Here is an 18,884-nt window from a genome sequence, read left to right as displayed (position 1 = left end):
GCCGCCATACAGAGGTAGTTAGGGTGCATGGATGGCTGCATCACCCATCAATCCCGGCGTGCCCGACCATCGCGGGCCTGCCCGCTACCTCTGGTGGGTGATCGTCAGCCAGCGTCGCCGCGTCGCTGTCGGCGCGCTGTTGGGCAGCATATGGATGGTCTGCCTGACGCTCCCACCGTACGTTCTGTCGCACGCCATCGACGACGGCCTGCGCCCCGGGAACCGACCGGCACTGTTCGGCTGGTCCGCGGCCTTGTTCGGTATCGGGGTTCTGAACGCCTGGCTTGCGATCATGCGGCACCGCACCATGACCCGGATCCGCCTCGACGCCTACTTCCGTACCGTGCGCGTCGTCGTCGACCAGGCGACCCGGCTCGGCGCCACGCTGCCCCGTCGGCTCTCGGCGGGCGAGGTCGTCACGATCGGCCACTCCGACGTGGGCGTGATCAGCCAGGCCCTCACCGTGACGGGGCCCGGTGTAGGCGCGGTCATCGCCTACCTCGTGGTGGCCGCGCTGCTGCTCTCCGTCTCCGCGTTGCTTGCCGCGGTGGTGCTGGTCGGGGTGCCCCTGCTCGCTGTGCTGATCGGACCGTTCCTCGGTCGGTTGCAGGGGGCCGAGACGGACTACCGGGAGCGCCAGGGCGCACTCGCCGCGATCCTTGGCGACCTCGCGGGCGGTCTCCGTGTCCTCAACGGCCTCGGTGGCAAGGGGGCGTTCGCCGCTCGCTATCGCGACGGCTCGCGCAGGCTCCAGGACGAGGGCTACCGGGTCGGGTCGAGCATGAGCTGGGTCCAGGCCTTCGGCCTCGGCCTGCCCACCCTGTTCCTCGCCGCCGTGACCTGGCTCGCCGCGCGCATGGCAGCGCAGGGCACCATCACCGTGGGCGAGTTGGTGGCTGTCTACGGCTATGTCGCCGTGCTCGTGCTTCCGGTGACGTTCTTCATCGAGGGCGGCTACGACATCGGCCGAGGCCTGGTCGCCGCGCGCCGAGTCGTGGACTTCTTGAACCTGGAGCCGGAGGGCTCCGACGTGACGGGGGCGGGGGTCGAGGCCGGGGCCGGGGCCGGGGCCGAAGCTGGGTCCAGGGCAGAGGCCGAGGCGCGGGCCGGAGTCGAGGCCGGGCCTCCCGGCAGGAGCACGGAGCCGCTCCCCGCCCCCCAGGTGCCGTCTGTGCTGCGCGACCCCCTGTCCGGCGTGGAGGTGGCGCCGGGGATCCTCACCGCGCTCGTCAGCGGGCACGTCTCGGACAGTACGGACGTCGTCGATCGCCTCGGACGGTTCCTCCCCTCCCCCGCCACCTGGGGTTCGGTCCGCCTCGACGACATCGCGCCGCACGAGATCCGCGCGCGGATCCTGGTGGCCGACAACGACGCCGACCTCTTCGCCGGTACGTTGCGCGCGGCGATCTCCGGGCGATGGGCACCGGACGACGACGCCCTCGCCCGCGCGGTGGACGCGGCCGCGGCCCGTGACATCGTCCTCGGGTTGCCGGACGGTCTCGACGCCCTTCTCGAGGCACACGGCAGCAACCTCTCCGGCGGTCAGCGTCAGCGCATCCGCCTGGCCCGCGCCCTCCTCGCTGACCCCGAGGTCCTCCTCGCGATCGACCCCACCTCGGCGGTCGACGCCCACACCGCGGCGAACATGGCGGCCCGTCTGCGCGCGGCCCGCACGGGCCGCACCACACTCGTCACCAGCACGTCCCCTCTCCTCCTCGACCAGGCCGACACCGTGTACTACCTGGTCGACGGCCGAGTCACCGCCGTCGGCCGCCACGCCGAACTGCTGGCCGAGCACCCGGGCTACCGGCGCCTGGTGTCGCCCGACGCCGAGGAGGGCGAAGCGCCAGAGGACGTAGGGGACGCAGGGGACGCAGGGGACGCAGGGGACGCACAGGACGCAGGGGACGCGGAAGTGCAGCATCCACCATGTAGCCACGAACTCCACCGCCCTTCCGCCGAGCCGAGTCATGAGGCACTCCGATGACGCCCGCGACGCCGTCCCACCACAGCGACGCGGCCGAGACCGGACCCGGGCACCTGCCCGTAGCCGGCCGCCGTCAAGTCCGCCGGGCCGCTGTCCGCCTCATCCGCCAGGACACCGCGGCCTTCGTCACGATGATCGTCTTCAACGCACTCGCGGCGGCAACAGGCCTCGTCGGCCCCTGGCTCCTCGGACGCATCATCAATACGGTCAAGGACGGCGGAGGCGTCGATGCTGTCGACCGTCTCGCGCTCGGCATCCTCGCCGGGGCCGTGGCCCAGCTCCTCCTGGCACGCCACGCCCGCTACCTCGCCCATCGTTTCGGTGAGCGAACCCTGGCCCGCATCCGCGAACAGTTCGTCGACCGGGCACTCGCGCTGCCCGCCTCGATCGTGGAGCGGGCCGGCGCGGGAGATCTGACGGCCCGCGGCACCACTGACGTGGCGACGGCCGGACAGACACTGCGTGACACCGGTCCGGATGTCCTCGTCGCGGCCGTGCAGGCACTGTTCATTCTCTGTGCCGTCTTCCTGCTCGACCCGCTGCTCGGCGCGTGCGGCGTGCTCGGCCTCACCGGTATCTGGTTCGCCACCCGCTGGTACCTGCGCAGGGCACACCCCGCCTACCTCGAGCAGGGAGCGGCCCACTCCTCGCTGGCGGAGGTCCTCGCCGCCACCGCGTCCGGAGCTCGCACCGTCGAGGCTTTCGGTCTGAGGGATCAGCGTGTCGCGGACAGCGAGACAGGGATCGGCCGGTGTGTCGTCGCCCATGACCGGACCCTGTTCCTGCGCAGCGTCCTCTTTCCTGCCATCGACATCTCGTACGCCGTGCCGGTCGTCGCCGTTTTGATCGTCGGCGGACTGCTCCACGAGCAGGGCTCCGTGAGCCTGGGCACAGTGATCGCGTCGGCGCTGTACCTGCGCCAGCTTTCCCAGCCGCTGGACACGATCCTGCAGCAGGTCGAGCAGGTACAGAGCAGTGGTGCCTCCTTCGCCAGGGTCGAGGGCCTGGCCACCGCTCCGCGGGTGCCGACCGCTCCCGCCACCCCGGCTACCGCCCTCACCGCGGCTCCCGACCTCACCGCCCCCGGCCCTGTAGACATGGCCGACGCCGACCGGATCGAGATCCGCGGTGTGCATTTCGCCTACAGTGACGGCGCCGATGTCCTGCGCGGCCTCGACCTCTCCGTTCACCCCGGCGAGCGCCTGGCGATCGTCGGCCCCTCGGGGGCCGGCAAAAGCACACTGAGTCGTCTCCTGGCGGGGATCGACGCTCCTGGCGCGGGGACTGTGACCGTCGGCGGCATCCCGATCGCCGAGTTGCCGCCCGAGCGGCTGCGCCGTCAGGTCGTCCTCGTCACCCAGGAGCATCACGTGTTCCTCGGCACGGTCCGCGACAACCTGCTCATCGCGGCGGAATCCGCTACGGACGCCGAGCTGAGCGCCGCTCTCACCGCGGTCGGCGCCGATTGGTCCGACGCTCTGCCGGACGGACTGGACACCGAGCTGGGTCCTCGTGGCCACCGGTTGCACGGAGCGCAAGCCCAGCAATTGGCACTGGCCCGTGTCGTGCTCGCCGATCCTCACACGCTGATCCTCGACGAGGCCACCGCTCTCCTGGACCCGACGACGGCACGTCATACGGAACGGGCCCTTGCCGCCGTCCTCCGCGGGCGCACCGTCATCGCCATCGCCCACCGTCTGCAGACGGCCCACGACGCGGACCGCGTGGCAGTCATGCAGGACGGCCGGCTGACCGAGCTCGGAACCCACGACGAGCTCGTGGCGGCCGGTGGCGCCTACGCCGCGCTGTGGCACTCCTGGCACGGCGAGCACCTGCCCGCACTCTGAGCGGGAATGGCCACTGCCTCCACTTGGGAGGTCGCCGCCGCGAGGGCGCCCCTCTCCCCGGGGAGGGCAGGTCGAGGCACCAGGATCGTCCTCACGCGCTCGAGGACGAGCCGTCAGATGAAGTTGAGCGCGGCTGCGCCGCCCACTCCCCCGAGCAGCATGAACACCGGCATCAGGACCTTGAGCTCGATCCAGCTTCCGGCCCGGAAACGCATCATCTTCGGCGGCCCGATCGGGTACCAGCGCTTGCGGCCGAGGGGAATGGGCCACAAGATCGGACACCCGGAGACGGTCAACGCGTCCCCGATGTCGTGCACCAGCGCGCCGAGCACGATCGGCAGGCCCAGCCACAGGTACTCCTGGCCGGGCGCGGTGAACATCCAGTCCGCACCGTTGCCAGGCTTGTCCAGGACCCCGGCGAGGATCCAGGCGCTCGTCGCAGCGAGCAGCCACACCAGCACATCGCTGCTCGACCCGCGGGCCGCCCGCCACAGCAGGCCTTCGATGGCGAGCACCATGTGGACGAAGAGGATCCCGAGGACGGCCCACCGCCCACCGAAGATCGCCAGGGCCGACGCACCCGCTCCTATCAACACGGCCCACAGCCAGGTGTGGGTCAGAGTGCGGTGTCCACCCGAGCGCCGTGGGTCCCCCTGCTTCCGGGTCGCCTTGTAGACGGCGTACGAAAGCTTGTCGACGATCTCGCACAGGCCCCGCGAGAGGGGCCCGAAGGCGCGCGAGATGGTCGCCGACTTGTGGTCGAGATCGGGAGCGAGCGCCGCTCCGGCGCAGATCAGCGCGCCTACGAGGAGGACCGGCCAGGGCATCGTGTGGCCCGCGGCCGCCGCGGCGGCACCGACCCCCAGCCAGGCTGCTGCCCCCGACAGCGAGTGTGCCGGTCCCATCATTGCTGTTGCCCGCCCCATTTCCATTCTTCTGACGCCCCGTTGGCGACACAGCGTAGCGTTCGTGATCTTCGTGGGGAGCTCCGGTTCCCTCATCGGGGCAGAAGGAAGGCAAGATGGGGGTGTGACCCTTATTGATCAGCTGCCGCCGGATGCCGACCCCGATGCCCTCTTCGAAGCCTTCTCGACGTGGGCCGAGGGTCAGGGCATCACTCTCTACCCGGCCCAGGAGGAGGCACTGATCGAGGTGGTCTCCGGGGCGAACGTGATCTTGTCCACGCCGACCGGCTCCGGCAAGAGCCTGGTCGCGGCGGGGGCCCACTTCACGGCTCTCGCCCAGGACAAGGTCACCTTCTACACAGCGCCGATCAAGGCTCTGGTGTCGGAGAAGTTCTTCGACCTGTGCAAGCTCTTCGGCACCGAGAACGTCGGCATGCTGACCGGGGACGCGTCGGTCAACTCTGACGCCCCGGTCATCTGCTGCACGGCCGAGGTGCTCGCCTCGATCGCGCTGCGGGACGGCAAGAACGCCGACATCGGCCAAGTCGTGATGGACGAGTTCCACTTCTACGCCGAGCCGGACCGCGGCTGGGCCTGGCAGATTCCTCTGCTGGAACTTCCGCAGGCGCAGTTCATCCTCATGTCGGCGACGCTCGGCGACGTCGGCATGTTCGAGAAGGACCTGACGCGCCGGACCGGCCGGCCCACGTCGGTCGTCCGCTCCGCGACGCGGCCGGTCCCGCTGTCGTACGAGTACCGCCTGACGCCGATCACCGAGACGCTCACCGAGCTCCTGGACACCAAGCAGGCGCCGGTCTACATCGTGCACTTCACCCAGGCCCAGGCGGTCGAGCGCGCGCAGTCGCTGATGAGCATCAACATGTGCACGCGGGAGGAGAAGGACAAGATCGCCGATCTCATCGGCAGCTTCCGCTTCACCACCAAGTTCGGCAAGAACCTCTCGCGCTACGTGCGCCACGGGATCGGCGTGCACCACGCCGGCATGCTGCCCAAGTACCGCCGCCTGGTGGAGAAGCTCGCACAGGCCGGGCTCCTCAAGGTCATCTGCGGCACGGACACCCTGGGTGTCGGTGTCAACGTCCCGATCCGCACGGTGCTCTTCACAGCCCTCACCAAGTACGACGGCACCCGTGTCCGCACTCTGCGCGCGCGGGAGTTCCATCAGATCGCCGGACGCGCCGGGCGTGCGGGCTTCGACACGGCCGGCTTCGTAGTGGCTCAGGCACCCGAGCACGTCGTCGAGAACGAGAAGGCTCTCGCCAAGGCCGGCGACGATGCGAAGAAGCGGCGCAAGGTGGTCCGCAAGAAGGCGCCCGACGGCTTCATCGCCTGGTCCGAGAGCACCTTCGAGAAGCTCATCTCTTCCGATCCGGAGCCGCTGACCTCCCGCTTCCGGGTCACGCACACCATGCTGCTGTCCGTGATCGCCCGGCCCGGCAACGCCTTCGAGGCGATGCGTCACCTCCTCGAGGACAACCACGAGTCGCGCAAGCAGCAGCTGCGGCACATCCGCCGGGCCATCGCGATCTACCGCTCCCTCCTCGCCGGCGGCGTCGTGGAGAAGCTCGACGAGCCGGACGTCACCGGCCGCATCGTGCGCCTGACGGTCGACCTGCAGCAGGACTTCGCCCTCAACCAGCCCCTGTCGACGTTCGCCCTCGCGGCCTTCGAAGTCCTCGACCCCGAGTCCCCTTCGTACGCCCTGGACATGGTGTCCGTCGTCGAGTCCACTCTCGACGACCCGCGCCAGATCCTCGCGGCCCAGCAGAACAAGGCGCGGGGCGAAGCCGTGGCGCTCATGAAGGCGGACGGCGTCGAGTACGAGGACCGGATGGAGCGGCTCCAGGACATCACGTACCCCAAACCCCTGGAGGAGCTCCTCTTCCACGCGTACAACACGTACCGGACGAGCCATCCGTGGGTCGGCGACCATCCGCTGTCCCCGAAGTCCGTCATCCGGGACATGTACGAGCGGGCGCTGTCCTTCACGGAGTTCACGTCCTTCTACGAACTCGCCCGCACCGAAGGCATCGTGCTGCGCTACCTCGCGAGCGCGTACAAGGCCCTGGAACACACGATCCCGGACGACCTGAAGTCCGAGGACCTGGAGGACCTGATCGCCTGGCTCGGCGAGATGGTGCGTCAGGTCGACTCCAGCCTCCTCGACGAGTGGGAGCAGCTCGCCAACCCGGACGTCATGACCGCGGAAGAGGCGCAGGAGAAGGCCGACCAGGTCAAGCCTGTCACCGCCAACGCCCGCGCCTTCCGCGTCCTGGTCCGCAACGCGCTGTTCCGAAGGGTCGAGCTGGCCGCCCTCGACCACGTCGAGGAGCTGGGTGAGCTGGACGCCGAATCCGGCTGGGACGCGGATGCGTGGGGCGAGGCCATGGACAAGTACTGGGACGAGTACGAAGATCTCGGCACCGGTCCTGATGCCCGCGGCCCCAAGCTGCTGCTCATCGAGGAGGATCCCGAGCACGGTCTGTGGCGCGTCCGGCAGACGTTCGCCGACCCGAACGGCGACCATGACTGGGGCATCAGTGCGGAGGTCGATCTCGCGGCTTCCGACGAGGAGGGCCGTGCCATCGTCCGGGTCACGGACGTCGGTCAGCTTTGAGCGCCCCACGAAGCCGCGTGGCCCGGACAGGAGTCGAGGAACTGTCATGAACAATCCCGTCGACCGGCTGGTCGACCTGCTGGACCTGGAGCAGATCGAGGTCAACATCTTCCGGGGCCGCAGTCCGAACGAGTCCCTGCAGCGGGTGTTCGGCGGCCAGGTCGCCGGACAGGCCTTGGTGGCGGCGGGCCGGACCACCGAGGGTGACCGTCCGGTGCACTCGCTCCACGCGTACTTCTTGCGCCCGGGGCGCCCGGGCGTGCCCATCGTGTACCAGGTCGAACGGATCAGGGACGGGCGCTCCTTCACCACGCGCCGCGTCACCGCCGTCCAGCAGGGTCGCACCATCTTCAACCTCACCGCCTCTTTCCATCAGCCCGAACAGGGCGCCTTCGAACACCAACTGCCGCCGCGCCTCACGGCCCCCGATCCGGAGACGCTTCCGACGGTCGCGGAGGAGATCAGGGAGCACCTCGGCGCGCTCCCCGAGCAGTGGGAGCGCATGGCCCGGCGCCAGCCCTTCGACATCCGTTACGTCGAGCGGTTGCGCTGGTCCGCCGAGGAGATCAAGGATGCCGAGCCGCGCAGTGCGGTGTGGATGCGTGCCGTCAGCCCGCTGGGCGACGACCCCCTCGTGCATACCTGCGCGCTCACGTACGCGAGCGACATGACGCTCCTCGACGCGGTCCGCATCCCGGTGGAACCGCTCTGGGGTCCACGCGGCTTCGACATGGCGTCGCTCGATCACGCCATGTGGTTCCACCGGCCGTTCCGCGCCGACGAGTGGTTCCTCTACGACCAGGAGTCCCCCATCGTCACGGGGGGCCGCGGCCTCGCCCGGGGCCGCATCTATGACGCCGAGGGCCGGCTCCTGGTGTCAGTGGTGCAAGAAGGGCTGTTCCGTCCGTACGGCGAGCGCCACATGGACAGTCCGACAACAGGCGCGTGACTGGCGAAGATCCTGAGCGGGAGGCGCGGTGCGACGGATTGACGTGGTGGAGCGGCGCACGAGGCTGGCGCTGCGCCACCGGTTGACCTCGGATACCAAGTCGCACGGTCCGGTTGAGGTGGCCCGGTCGCTGCTGGCCCTGCATGGCACCGACCCGTCGTCGGTGTACATCGGCGCCTGGGCCCGGATGCGGGACGGCTACCTGGCGGATGTGGAGCACGCGCTTTATGAGGACCGGTCGCTGATCCGGCTGATGGGCATGCGGCGTACGGTCTTCGTGGCGCCCCTGGATGTCGCTCCGGTGCTGCAGGCAGCATGCTCGCGAGCGGTTGCCGCACGGGAACGCCGTCTCGTTCTGAAGATGCTTGCGGAGTCCGGCGTCGCCCATGGCGCGGCGGGTGTTCAAGCGTGGCTGGCGGAGGCCGAGGCAGTGTTGCTGCAGGCGCTCAAGGAGCGGGGCGAGGCGACCGCGGCCGAGCTCGCGAGCGCCGACCCAAGGCTGAGCACCGAGTTGCTCATGGCACGCGGCAAGAGCTACGAGGGGCGGCAGAAGCTGGCCAGTCGGCTCCTGCTGCTGCTTGCCGCCGAGGGCCATGTGGTACGCGGAAGGCCGCTCGGCACGTGGGCTTCCCATCAGTACCGATGGGCGCCACTGACCGACTGGTTTCCCGGTGGCCTCGCTGACTGGGACACCCAGGACGCGGAGACGGAGCTCGCCCGGCGGTGGTTGCGGACGTTCGGTCCGGCCACCGCCGATGACCTGCGCTGGTGGGCCGGGTGGACGAAGACCCAGACGAAGCGGACGCTGACCGAACTGCGACCCGTCGAAGTCGACTTGGAGGGGACGGCCGGGCTGCTGCTCCCCGATGACACGGAGGAATCCCCGCGCCCCGAGCCATGGGCCGCTCTGCTTCCGGCGCTCGACTCCACTCCGATGGGGTGGCAGCACCGCGGCTGGTTCCTCGGGGACCACGGCCCGCGGCTCTTCGACAGGAACGGAAACATCGGCCCGTCCTTGTGGTGGGACGGCCGCATCGTCGGCGGGTGGGCCCAGGACGGCAAGGGTGACGTCGTGTGCCGGTTCCTCGAGGATGTCGGTGCTGACGCTCGGGACGCGGTCCAAGCGGAGGCTGAACGCCTCACTTCGCGTCTGGCGGGCGTGCGGCTCGCCCCGCGATCGCGTGGACGTACATGGCTTGAGGAGGAATTGGCCGGATGACGGGGGCCCCAGAGGGGGCCGACGACGGGACTCGACGGGCATGTGTGCTTCCGTTCGCCATAGTTCTCGGCTCAGCGCGGCCGAGTTTGCACGACGCGCTGGAGACCGCTGTTTACACTCGCCAACGCCACGAGCAACGACCCGGGCGCTGGCGTCGCGGACTACCGCTGTGCCATCGAGGAGTTCTCCAAAGACCTGGACGCCACGGTGCAGTGACCCCCGCGTGGCACGGCTCAGAACTCTCTATGCCCTCCTGCGGCGCAGCCACTTCATCAAGCTGCGCGACTCCTGTGCCGAGCCCTGGACGGTGGCCTCGGCGGTGAACTCGGCGGTGGCCTCGTTCGACGGTGCGGTCGCCGCCACGGGGGTGGTCGGTCCAGACGTGACACGTGGAGCAGGGCGCGGCGCCGCGCGCTGAGCTCGGGCCTGCACGAGGCCGATCAGCAGGCTGGAGCGCAGCCATCGGATCTCGTCGGGGTCATCCGCCGTCGTGATCCTCTCTACGATCCGCGCTCCGGGTGAGTCAGGTGCCCCATGGGTACGGGGCACGGGCTGGAGCCGATGGAGGTACGCGCGTTCGTATGGGTCCCTGACGATCTCCGCGATCTGCACCGGATCGAGCAGCGAGGCCATGGCGGCGGCGCGCTCCCATGCGTCGCCCGACTGGCGCAGCAAGAATCCTGCGTACCGCCCCCGCCAGTTGCGGGCTCGTAGGTCCTGGCCTTCGTCGAGGCGGCCGCGCATGGTCTCCGGCATACGGCCGGTGAGCAGTCTGGCGTTGATCTCGGATTCGGCGAAGTGTCGCAGCTCTTCGGCGAGATAGAGCCACACAACGGCCCGGTACCGATTGAGGTAGAACTTCACGGGCGTCAGGACGCCGGCGCGGGCGAGACGGGTGAACCGCGCCGTGGTGATGTGCATGAGCTCCGCGCCCTCCGTGGTGCCCACGGTTCTGACGCTTTCCCTCAGCGCCTCGGGAAACCCTTCGCCTGCGCGCACGCGGTCGATCTCCTCGCGAGTGACCCGGCGCTGGCCGCTCGCGGCCTCTCCAACGGTGCGGATGCGCCCCAGCATCGCCGCCAGGTCGAACTCGCCCCGCTTCAGCCCGAGTTCCTTCGCCGCCCGGGTCGGTGTGACGGCCGACGGAGGGTTCGTTGCGCGGGTGGGTTGCGTGACGGTGTCACTGGTCATGGTGGATCTCCCCCGTGAGATGTGCTTGCTCTCGGGAAAAACCGTAGCCCGATCACCGCGATCCTCGCTGAGCCTGTGGATAACTCTTGACGTGGCAGCGTCAGTGCAGGTCAGAGGTCCACGATGGGCGTGCGCTCCGGCTGTCGGGCGCCCACGCCCAGGTGCTCCCCGACCCGATTCACGAGCAGCGTCATCTCGTAGGCGACTTGGCCGATGTCAGCCTCCGCCGAGCTCAGCACACAGAGACAACTGCCGTCGCCCGCCGCCGTGACGAACAGGACCGCGTCGTCGAACTCGATCATCGTCTGGCGCACGTTGCCGGCCTGGAAGTGGCGCCCAGAGCCCTTGGCGAGGCTGTGCAGTCCTGAGGAGACTGCGGCCAGATGTTCCGCGTCCTCCCGCTTCAGATCCGAGCTCGCTCCGGTCACCAGGCCGTCGTTGGACAGCACCAACGCATGCCGTACGTGTTCCATCCGCTGCGTCAGATCGTCGAGCAGCCAGCCGAGCCCCGTGCTCTGCCCCATGTTCCTGTCTCCCCGTGTCCGCTCCCCCTGGCTGGAGGATCTGACCTGCCAGCCTTCCCCACGACCGGCGCCCCGGCAAGCATGATGGGGACATGGCACAGAAGATGACCGATGACGAGTGGCGGGCCTTCGTCTCCCACGGCACCCGCACCGCCAAGCTCTCGACCGTCAGAGCGGACGGCAGCCCGCACATCGCACCGATCTGGTTTCTGCTCGACGGGGATGACCTCGTGTTCAACACCGGCAAGGAAACCGTCAAGGGGCGGAACCTGGCACGGGACGGACGCGTGGCCCTGTGCATCGACGACGACCGGCCACCGTTCGCCTTCGTCGTTCTGCAGGGGCGCGCCGAACTGAGTGAGGACCTCGATCAGCTCCGGCACTGGGCGGCCCGCATCGGCGCACGCTATATGGGCGAGGACCGGGCCGAGGAGTTCGGCAAGCGCAACGGCGTACCCGGGGAACTCCTGGTGCGCGTGCGGATCGACAAGACCCTGGCGCAGGAGGGGGTCGCCGACTGACCACCCGCCAAAAGACGCCTCGGAGCCCCTGACAGCGCGCTGGAAGCCCTCCACGGGAGAAGGGCTCGACGAACAGAGCACCTCCTCAGTGCCCGCAGCGGGCTCAGCCCACCGAGTCGAGCAGCCGGGCGGTATGGACGCGCCAGGCATACTCGACCAGACGGATCAGCACCTCTTTCCCCGAATCGCGGTCCCGAGCGTCGCACAGCACCACTGGTGTCCCACGGTCGAGGTCCAACGCCCGTGACACGTCGTGCGCACCATACGTACGCGCGTTCGCAAAGCAGTTGACCGCCACCACGAACGGAATACGGCGGTGCTCGAAATAGTCCACGGCAGGGAAACAGTCCTCGAGCCGACGGGTGTCCGCGAGCACCACGGCACCGAGAGCGCCCTGTGACAACTCGTCCCACAGGAACCAGAACCGGTCCTGGCCCGGGGTGCCGAACAGGTACAGCGACAGGCCTGACCGGATGGTGATACGGCCGAAGTCCATAGCTACCGTCGTTGTGGTCTTCCGGTCGACGCCTTCGGTGTCGTCCACCGAATGACCCACCTCGCTCAGCAGCTCTTCGGTACGCAGCGGACGGATCTCACTCACCGCGCCCACCAAGGTGGTCTTGCCCACCCCGAAACCGCCCGCGACCAGGACCTTCAGCGCCATGGCAGCGGTCTCGGCGGCCATGTCGTCAGAGCGCTCGGAGCCCATCGATCACCTCTCGGAGGATCTTTTCGTCGGGAAGCTGTGCGGGTGGTACCGGGCGGCTGACCTTGACGCACCCCGTCTCCAGCAGATCGCCGAGCAGCACTCTGACCACCCCCACGGGCAGATCGGCGCCGGCGGCGAGCTCGGCCACGGACTGCGTCTCGGAGCGGCACAGTTCGATGAGTGCCCGGTGTTCGGGGCCGAGCGCGGTGTGGTCACCGGCCCCAGGTGCGCTCGGGTCGAGCGTCACGAGGGCGATCAGGTCGAATCGGACTCCACGCGGCCCCGGCCTGGTTCGCCCGCCCGTCATCGCGTAGGGGCGCACGAGGGGCCCTGCTTCGTTGTCGTACCACTGGCTGCCGGGCTGATCCGGCACGCCGCTCGTCCGCTCGGTCATGGGTTCCGACCGTCCTCGGTCATGAGGATCTCGACCGTTCTCGGTCATCCGGCGGCCGGTGGCCGCTCTGCACGGCGCGCCGGGGTGTCAAGGTGCTCACCCACGCGCTTGACCATGCGCGCCATCTCGTACGCGACGAGACCGATGTCGGCCGTCACAGAGGTGAGAACGGCAAGGCAGGAGCCGTCACCCGCGGCCGCGACGAACATAAAGGCGGCGTCCATCTCCACCATGGTCTGGCGCACTCCACCGGCTCCGAAGTGCCGCCCGGCCCCTTTGGCGAGGCTGTGGAATCCCGAGGCCACGGCAGCGAGGTGCTCGGCGTCCTCGCGGGCGATCCCGGTGGAGGCGCCGACCGGTAGTCCGTCGTTGGACAGCACCACCGCGTGCCGCACCTCGCCCACGCGCAGCACCAAGTCGTCCAGCAGCCAGTCGAGTTCTCCGGTCCGTTCACTGGGGATGCGCTGATCCTGAATCATGCAGGGTCTCCTTCGCTGCTGTCGGTGCCCGGTAGCGGTACGGGCCCGGGGCCGACCGGGGCGGACCCTCCGGCCCCGGGGAGCGGGCCACCGCCGCGCGCCCATCCGTCGCGGAATGCGGTCATGCGGTCGCGCACCAGCTCCGGGCTGCGCTCACCCTGTGTCCTCGTCCCCGCCGTGTCGTCTCCGTCCGCGGGGTGCGGCTCGCGCAGCTGCGGAGCGAGGCTCGCCTGGCGTACACGGCGCGGGAGGTCACCCGACGCGTCCTGGGCCTCGGCGCCGGCCATGGCGAGGGGGCCGCTGCCGTTGCTGTCGGGAGCGGTAGGCGGGGTGTCGGCGGCCGTGTCGGCGGCCTCGTGCGTAGGTCGGCTCTGATGCAGACGCAGCGTGGTGACGCCGACCGGTGCCGGTGCCTCGGTCGCGGCGGCCAGCACGGGGCGGGGCGCAGAGGCAGGAACGGAGTTCGTCTCGTGGCGCTGGTGCGATGCCCCCCGCACGCGCGCGTGCTCCCTGCCCAGATCGCTCCCGCGCTCAACAGGGTGGGCCTCCGTGCTTCCCACCGCGCCGCTGTGCAGGAGCGCGGTGGGAAGCAACACGACCGCTGTCGTACCGCCGTACGGGGACGTGCGCAGGTGCACTTTGATGCTGTGGTGGGCCGCGAGCCTGCTGACCACGAAGAGACCGAGCTGATCGCTGTCGAACAGATCGAGTGCCTCGGACTGCTCGACGCGCCGGTTGGCCTCGGTGAGCGTCTCCTTGCCCATGCCGAGCCCTCGGTCCTCGATCTCCAGCGCATAGCCGTTGCCCACTGGTTCGCCGCTGACCCGCACCTTGGTGTGCGGCGGCGAGAACTGGGCCGCGTTCTCGACCAGTTCGGCCACCAGGTGGGTGAGGTCGGCAACGGCGGTCCCGATCACTGATGCCACGGGAAGCTGACGCACCTCCACGCGCGCGTAGTCCTCGACTTCGGAGACCGCAGCACGCACCACGTTCGTCAGGGAGACGGGCATGCGCCAGGCCCGGCCCGGCGCTGCCCCGGAGAGGATGATCAAGCTCTCCGCATGGCGCCTCATCCGGGTCGTCAAGTGATCGAGGCGGAAGAGGTCACTGAGCTCGTTGGGATCGTCTGCCCTGCGCTCCATGCTGTCGAGGAGACTGAGCTGCCGGTGGACGAGAACCTGCGTTCTGCGGGCAAGGTTGACGAATACTCCGGAGATGCCGCTGGCGAGCTCCGCACGCTCGATCGCCGCACGCAGCGCCGCCCGGTGGACGGTGCCGAGCGCTTCGGATACCTGCCCCGTCTCGTCCTCCGCAGGTGGTCCAGCGGGTGCCTCGGCCCGGATGTCGATCTCTTCTCCGGCCCTCAGCCGCCGCATGGCTTGTGGGAGTTTCCGCCGCGCGATCTCCAGGGCTCCGTTGCGCAGGCTGACGAGTTCGACGACGAGACCCCGACCGATGCGTACGGAGATGACGAGTGAGGCGGCGACAGCGACCAGCCCGAGGAGGACCGCGGCGCCCGCCGGAGTGAGCAGCCCGTGGGTGAGCGGGTCGGCCCGGTCCCCAGCACTGCGGTCCGCTTTCTCCTCGATCGCTTGGAGCTCGCCCCTTACATCCCCATAGGCCTCGTCCCAGGCTCCCGAGGGGGCTGCGGCGAGCGCCTTGCGGCCAGGCTGGGCCAGCGTCACCTTGTCCTCGGTGGCGCGTACGACGCCATAGGCTCTCCCGGCCTCAACTCCGCGCCAGGCAGCCTGCTCCGGCCCACGGAGGTCCGCGACCGCCGCTTCGGTCAGTGTCCGTCGGGTGTCGACGGCCCCGGTGAACAGCCGGAGACCCGCCCCTTCGAAGGCTCCGTCAAGCCGGGCTGCGGCGAGGAGGACATCCTCGCGTGCCAGCATCTCCCCTGCCCTGGAGAATTCGAGCAGTACGCGCGCGTGGGAGCCCTCCGCGGTGTCCTGGATGCCGGTGAGCGCTCCGCCCACCGCGAAGGCCTGCGCGATCGTCTTCGTGTACTGGCCGTACGTGGCGTCCCATCCCACGCGACGGTTCAGCACTGCGGCCCGAGTCGAGCGGAGGCCCTGGACGCCCGACACGAAAGTTTCGAGCCGGTCAGTCACATCTTTGGGAAGCCCCGCTCCGTCGGCGACGGTTCGCTGGTCCCCCAGGCGCAGTTCGGCCACGGCGCGGTCGGTCCGGGACGTCTGCCTCCGCAGTGTGCCGCCGCGGTCGGCACCCGGGTCCGCCGCGTAACGTACGGCGGCAACGCGTTCGGCCTGAAGCGCGGTGACGGCGGCCTCGACCGGCGTGCGTACGGCGGCATCGACACGCTGAACCTGGCGCAGGCGCGCCACGTCCTGTGCCGTACTGACGGTCGCATACCCCCAGAGCGCGAGCAGCGAGACGACGGGCACCATCAACAGGCAGACAATCTTGGCGCGCACCGTGCGTGGCCGCATCCGCCACCACCCTGCGCGCGTGGAGGCCCGGTAGATCGTCGGCTCGGCGAATCGGCCTTCTCCGTACGGGTGTTCATCGGCGGGCTGGCCGGCGTGCGCGCGGCGACCGCGCGCCGGATGCTCCGGAGACAGAGGTGCCGTATCCGCGGACGATTCGGAGGTGCTCCGGGGGGTGTTCATGGCCTCCTCGCTGGGGTGGATGCGCTGTTCCGTAGCGCCCGACCGGCTCATGACCGTCATCGGCGCGCGGGGTCCTCAATCGGTCGCTGAGCAGAAACGGAGGCATCGCGCTCTCCGGTGGTCGGGGACAGCGCGACGAATGCCGAGGTCAGGAAGAGGTAGGAGCCGAGGCCGACGGCAAGGGGGAAGATGAACTGCATCGTCGTGGCTCCGGGAAGGACGGCTTGGGAAGGGTCCACCCGCACGCTCACCGCGAGCATTCCGGTGTAGTGCATGCTGCTCACCGCCCCGCCCATGACCATCGACGCCACTGCGACCGCGAGGGGCGATTTGATGTTGATGCCGGCCCACAGGGCGGCGGTCGCGGCGACGACTGCGATGACTACGGACAGCCCGACGAGCACGGGGTCGTACCGCACGTCGCCGTGCAGGCGCAGGGCCGCCATGCCGAGGTAGTGCATGCTCGCGACGCCCAGTCCTGTGGTGAGTCCACCGAGCGCGAGGGCTCGTCCGCGGTCACGGCCGTATCCCACGGCGAAGACCCCGGCGCCCACCACGGCCACCGCGACCAGGAGGCTCAGGATGGTGAGGGGCACGTTGTAACGGATTTCTGTGCCGGTGACTCCGAAGCCGAGCATGGCGACGAAGTGCATCGTCCAGATGCCGGTGCCGAGGGCGGAGGCGGCGGTGATGAGCCAGTTCCGGCGCGAGCGGCCCGAGGCGGCCAGCGCGCGGACGGTGCAGCGCAGCCCGAGGGCCGCGCCGATACAAGCCATCGCGTACGACAGCACGGGGGTCAGCCAGCCGAAGGTGGCGTGGTCCAGGTGTCCCATGGCCCCGGGACGCTAGTCCGACCCGGGGCGCACGACGGGGGCGCAGTTCGAAAACTGATGGAATATGACAGAGAGACGGCCCTGAACGACCACGTCACGCTCGAACGAGTGCGCCCAACGCGCGTGCGCCCGCTTGCGGGATCATGGGTCACATGAGCGACGACCACACGAAGGTCCAGGAGTTCTTCACCGCCCGCGCGGCCGACTGGGACGCCCGTTTCCCCGACGACGGGCCCGCCTATCGGGCCGCCGTCGCCGAGCTGGCACTACGCCCGGGCGCGTCCGTCCTGGACGCCGGGTGCGGAACCGGGCGGGCTCTGCCGGCCCTCAGGGACGCCGTAGGGCCCTCCGGAGTGGTGCTCGGCGCCGACCTGACGCCGGCCATGCTGGAGGCCGCGACACACGCGGGCAGGCACCGTGACGGCCAGCTCGTGCGCGCCGACGTGACGCGTCTGCCGCTGCGCACACAAGCCCTCGACGCCGTCTTCGGGGCCGGACTCGTCGCCCATCTGCCCGATCCCGCGAAGAATCTCAGGGAGTTGCGGCGAGTGGTGCGTCCCGGTGGGCTGCTTGCCCTCTTCCACCCCATCGGCAGGGCAGCGCTCGCGGCACGACAGGGACGCCAGATCACTCCGGAGGATCTGCGGGCGGAGGCCAATCTCGGGCCGCTGCTGGAAGGTTCCGGCTGGCGCATGACGTCGTACGTCGATGAGGACGCCCGGTTCCTCGCACTGGCGGTACGTCAGGACTGAGCGGGCCGGCGCGGAACCGGACACCCGCGAACACCGGGCACGGGGAACGAACCGAGCTCGGCGACCTCGTACCCCTCGGGGTATCCCTTGATCTCACGGTTCTGTCGCGCGTAATGCGGCGAGCGGCGCGGCGGCAGGAGGCGCACCGCGCGTCCCCTCAGTCGCACCGCGCCTCTGACCACTGAGCGGGTGATCGCGCCTGGCTGTTGATACCGGAACGCTCGCAGCAGCGGTTCGTCGAGCAATGCGAGGGTCGCATTGCGCAACAGGGGCGCCAGGGGGCTCGGGTACCACGAGGCCATCAGGTCCAGCGTCGCGTCGGATACCCCCCGCGCTCCCCGGTCCCAGCCGAAGTGAACTTCTTCGTAGTCGTCGAGGCACTGAGCGAACTCCTCGTAGGAGCCAGGGACCTCTCTGATTCCGAGGTGCTGTCCGAGGGTTCTGTAATACGCGGCAGCTGCGGCCATCTCGTGACGGGAGAGCCTGCGCCAGCCGTAGGCATCGATCCACCGCTTCGGCACTACCACGAACGTGCACAGCACGTAGCGCATGTCGTCATTGCTGATGTCGTAGCTGCGGTGCATCTGATTGATGCGGCGGATGGCCGTGCGGCCGGCCTCACTGGTGAAGCCGTGTTCCACGACGGAGTCGAGAAGGAGCGCCGTGTCGTCGTATCTCTTCTGCGTACGCTCCGTCAGCTCGGCTGTCAGGGCGAGCAGTCGGCCGATACTGGGAACTGCGTACGTGCGGTAGAGCGCGAGTTCGAGTGCGCGTGTGTAGTCCCACGGAAATTCGAACGTCGTGGTGAGTCGGTGGATCTCGAGGAAGTCCCGCTCCGGGTCGAGGCGCCGGATCTGCTCGAGCCGATCAAAACGCTTCACCGTGTGGTCCCCCTTCTGCCACCGGAACACTAACCCTAAGTTGATGGAGGCTGGGTAAGCGATCGGCGCCAGCAACCGCATCGGGGGAAGGCAGGCCGCATGTTTGACGGGCTCCGCAAGTTATGGCGCGCCAAGAAATCGGCGCCGGCCGAGGACGATCGCGTCCAGGGACACAGCAGCCCCAGGCGTGCGCGCAACCTCTTCGAAGCGGCTGCCGTCTACGTGGCGGCGTGCGCCGAGGATGATCGGGACGAGATGGACGAAGCCGCGGGATGGGTCTCTCCGGAAGCGCTGTCGTTCGGCGTCAGCGAACTGGCCTGCCGAGCTGTCATCGCGCTCGCGCGCGAGCGCGATGAGCCCCCGCGGGATGTGGCCCGCTCACTCCTCGGGTTGCCTGCCGCGTGAGCCCGCGTCCGCGCTCA

Annotated in this window: 17 protein-coding genes; 8 read left to right on the top strand and 9 right to left on the bottom strand. The window is 69.4% G+C overall.

Features of this window, described 5'->3' with window-relative positions; all coding sequences use genetic code 11:
* Positions 1–31: 31 nt before the first annotated feature.
* Together ABZ953_RS06020 and ABZ953_RS06015 are read left to right on the top strand one after the other, a co-directional pair.
* On the top strand, positions 32–1,987 hold the full coding sequence (locus ABZ953_RS06020) for an ABC transporter ATP-binding protein (RefSeq protein WP_361717414.1): 1,956 nt from the start codon (positions 32–34) through the stop codon (positions 1,985–1,987).
* Positions 1,984–3,834, top strand: coding sequence for an ABC transporter ATP-binding protein (locus tag ABZ953_RS06015; protein WP_361717411.1), 1,851 nt, complete (start codon positions 1,984–1,986; stop codon positions 3,832–3,834). Before ABZ953_RS06020 ends, ABZ953_RS06015 begins: the two co-directional genes overlap by 4 nt.
* Positions 3,835–3,947: 113 nt before the next feature.
* Here the strand turns inward: ABZ953_RS06015 and ABZ953_RS06010 are convergent, their stop codons facing one another.
* A complete protein-coding gene (locus tag ABZ953_RS06010) occupies positions 3,948–4,742 on the bottom strand; it encodes a metal-dependent hydrolase (protein WP_361717409.1) in 795 nt (264 codons plus the stop codon).
* A 61-nt stretch (positions 4,743–4,803) separates the two neighbouring features.
* Here ABZ953_RS06010 and ABZ953_RS06005 point away from each other — a divergent pair, with 61 nt between their 5' ends.
* The 3 genes from ABZ953_RS06005 to ABZ953_RS05995 are packed head-to-tail and all read left to right on the top strand — an operon-like array spanning position 4,804 to position 9,545.
* Positions 4,804–7,377, top strand: coding sequence for a DUF3516 domain-containing protein (locus ABZ953_RS06005; protein ID WP_361717406.1), 2,574 nt, complete (start codon positions 4,804–4,806; stop codon positions 7,375–7,377).
* Between the two features lie 46 nt (positions 7,378–7,423).
* A complete protein-coding gene (locus ABZ953_RS06000; protein ID WP_361717403.1) occupies positions 7,424–8,326 on the top strand; it encodes an acyl-CoA thioesterase II in 903 nt (300 codons plus the stop codon).
* 46 nt (positions 8,327–8,372) lie between these two features.
* Positions 8,373–9,545: a winged helix DNA-binding domain-containing protein gene (locus tag ABZ953_RS05995; RefSeq protein WP_361717400.1), complete on the top strand. Its 1,173-nt coding sequence runs from the start codon at positions 8,373–8,375 to the stop codon at positions 9,543–9,545.
* A gap of 243 nt (positions 9,546–9,788) precedes the next feature.
* Here the strand turns inward: ABZ953_RS05995 and ABZ953_RS05990 are convergent, their stop codons facing one another.
* Positions 9,789–10,736 carry a DUF6397 family protein gene (locus ABZ953_RS05990; RefSeq protein WP_361717397.1) on the bottom strand — a complete coding sequence of 316 codons (948 nt, stop codon included), beginning with the start codon at positions 10,734–10,736 and terminating at the stop codon, positions 9,789–9,791.
* Positions 10,737–10,846: 110 nt separating this feature from the next.
* Positions 10,847–11,260, bottom strand: coding sequence for a roadblock/LC7 domain-containing protein (locus tag ABZ953_RS05985; protein ID WP_361717394.1), 414 nt, complete (start codon positions 11,258–11,260; stop codon positions 10,847–10,849).
* A 92-nt stretch (positions 11,261–11,352) separates the two neighbouring features.
* Between ABZ953_RS05985 and ABZ953_RS05980 the strand changes: the two genes are divergently transcribed.
* On the top strand, positions 11,353–11,781 hold the full coding sequence (locus ABZ953_RS05980; RefSeq protein WP_361717391.1) for a PPOX class F420-dependent oxidoreductase: 429 nt from the start codon (positions 11,353–11,355) through the stop codon (positions 11,779–11,781).
* A 103-nt stretch (positions 11,782–11,884) separates the two neighbouring features.
* Here ABZ953_RS05980 and ABZ953_RS05975 read toward each other — a convergent pair whose 3' ends face one another.
* The 5 genes from ABZ953_RS05975 to ABZ953_RS05955 are packed head-to-tail and all read right to left on the bottom strand — an operon-like array spanning position 11,885 to position 16,829.
* The gene (locus ABZ953_RS05975; RefSeq protein ID WP_361717388.1) at positions 11,885–12,490 is read right to left on the bottom strand and encodes an ATP/GTP-binding protein; all 606 of its coding nucleotides are present in this window, start codon (positions 12,488–12,490) and stop codon (positions 11,885–11,887) included.
* The gene (locus ABZ953_RS05970; protein ID WP_361717385.1) at positions 12,471–12,884 is read right to left on the bottom strand and encodes a DUF742 domain-containing protein; all 414 of its coding nucleotides are present in this window, start codon (positions 12,882–12,884) and stop codon (positions 12,471–12,473) included. The genes ABZ953_RS05975 and ABZ953_RS05970 overlap by 20 nt, the downstream gene beginning before the upstream one ends.
* Before the next feature lie 44 nt (positions 12,885–12,928).
* Positions 12,929–13,363 (bottom strand): roadblock/LC7 domain-containing protein, encoded by a 435-nt coding sequence (locus ABZ953_RS05965; RefSeq protein ID WP_361717382.1) that lies wholly within the window; start codon positions 13,361–13,363, stop codon positions 12,929–12,931.
* Complete coding sequence (locus ABZ953_RS05960; RefSeq protein ID WP_361718246.1) at positions 13,360–15,996, bottom strand: nitrate- and nitrite sensing domain-containing protein; 2,637 nt, start codon at positions 15,994–15,996, stop codon at positions 13,360–13,362. Before ABZ953_RS05960 ends, ABZ953_RS05965 begins: the two co-directional genes overlap by 4 nt.
* A gap of 56 nt (positions 15,997–16,052) precedes the next feature.
* Positions 16,053–16,829 (bottom strand): MHYT domain-containing protein, encoded by a 777-nt coding sequence (locus ABZ953_RS05955; RefSeq protein ID WP_361717379.1) that lies wholly within the window; start codon positions 16,827–16,829, stop codon positions 16,053–16,055.
* A gap of 152 nt (positions 16,830–16,981) precedes the next feature.
* Between ABZ953_RS05955 and ABZ953_RS05950 the strand changes: the two genes are divergently transcribed.
* Positions 16,982–17,581 carry a methyltransferase domain-containing protein gene (locus ABZ953_RS05950; protein ID WP_361717376.1) on the top strand — a complete coding sequence of 200 codons (600 nt, stop codon included), beginning with the start codon at positions 16,982–16,984 and terminating at the stop codon, positions 17,579–17,581.
* Here ABZ953_RS05950 and ABZ953_RS05945 read toward each other — a convergent pair.
* Complete coding sequence (locus ABZ953_RS05945; RefSeq protein WP_361718243.1) at positions 17,572–18,462, bottom strand: oxygenase MpaB family protein; 891 nt, start codon at positions 18,460–18,462, stop codon at positions 17,572–17,574. The two genes, ABZ953_RS05950 and ABZ953_RS05945, sit on opposite strands and share 10 nt — an antisense overlap.
* A 99-nt stretch (positions 18,463–18,561) precedes the next feature.
* Between ABZ953_RS05945 and ABZ953_RS05940 the strand changes: the two genes are divergently transcribed.
* Positions 18,562–18,867: a hypothetical protein gene (locus tag ABZ953_RS05940; RefSeq protein WP_361717373.1), complete on the top strand. Its 306-nt coding sequence runs from the start codon at positions 18,562–18,564 to the stop codon at positions 18,865–18,867.
* Positions 18,868–18,884: the final 17 nt, after the last annotated feature.

It is taken from the genome of Streptomyces sp. NPDC046465 (genome assembly GCF_040646035.1).
In the GTDB taxonomy this organism is placed as follows: Bacteria; Actinomycetota; Actinomycetes; order Streptomycetales; family Streptomycetaceae; genus Streptomyces.
The sequence above is the reverse complement of the archived record's forward strand: the minus strand, read 5'-3'. Positions and strand labels throughout refer to the sequence as shown.

Bases quoted from the DNA above. Each gene is read 5' to 3' on its own strand.
- ABZ953_RS06020 (WP_361717414.1), top strand. From the start codon at position 32: ATGGCTGCATCACCCATCAATCCCGGCGTGCCCGACCATCGCGGGCCT.
- ABZ953_RS05955 (WP_361717379.1), bottom strand. From the start codon at position 16,829: ATGGGACACCTGGACCACGCCACCTTCGGCTGGCTGACCCCCGTGCTG.
- ABZ953_RS05985 (WP_361717394.1), bottom strand. From the start codon at position 11,260: ATGGGGCAGAGCACGGGGCTCGGCTGGCTGCTCGACGATCTGACGCAG.
- ABZ953_RS05980 (WP_361717391.1), top strand. From the start codon at position 11,353: ATGGCACAGAAGATGACCGATGACGAGTGGCGGGCCTTCGTCTCCCAC.
- ABZ953_RS06015 (WP_361717411.1), top strand. From the start codon at position 1,984: ATGACGCCCGCGACGCCGTCCCACCACAGCGACGCGGCCGAGACCGGA.
- ABZ953_RS05965 (WP_361717382.1), bottom strand. From the start codon at position 13,363: ATGATTCAGGATCAGCGCATCCCCAGTGAACGGACCGGAGAACTCGAC.
- ABZ953_RS05950 (WP_361717376.1), top strand. From the start codon at position 16,982: ATGAGCGACGACCACACGAAGGTCCAGGAGTTCTTCACCGCCCGCGCG.
- ABZ953_RS05975 (WP_361717388.1), bottom strand. From the start codon at position 12,490: ATGGGCTCCGAGCGCTCTGACGACATGGCCGCCGAGACCGCTGCCATG.
- ABZ953_RS05960 (WP_361718246.1), bottom strand. From the start codon at position 15,996: ATGAACACCCCCCGGAGCACCTCCGAATCGTCCGCGGATACGGCACCT.
- ABZ953_RS06010 (WP_361717409.1), bottom strand. From the start codon at position 4,742: ATGATGGGACCGGCACACTCGCTGTCGGGGGCAGCAGCCTGGCTGGGG.
- ABZ953_RS05990 (WP_361717397.1), bottom strand. From the start codon at position 10,736: ATGACCAGTGACACCGTCACGCAACCCACCCGCGCAACGAACCCTCCG.
- ABZ953_RS05940 (WP_361717373.1), top strand. From the start codon at position 18,562: ATGTTTGACGGGCTCCGCAAGTTATGGCGCGCCAAGAAATCGGCGCCG.
- ABZ953_RS06000 (WP_361717403.1), top strand. From the start codon at position 7,424: ATGAACAATCCCGTCGACCGGCTGGTCGACCTGCTGGACCTGGAGCAG.
- ABZ953_RS05970 (WP_361717385.1), bottom strand. From the start codon at position 12,884: ATGACCGAGCGGACGAGCGGCGTGCCGGATCAGCCCGGCAGCCAGTGG.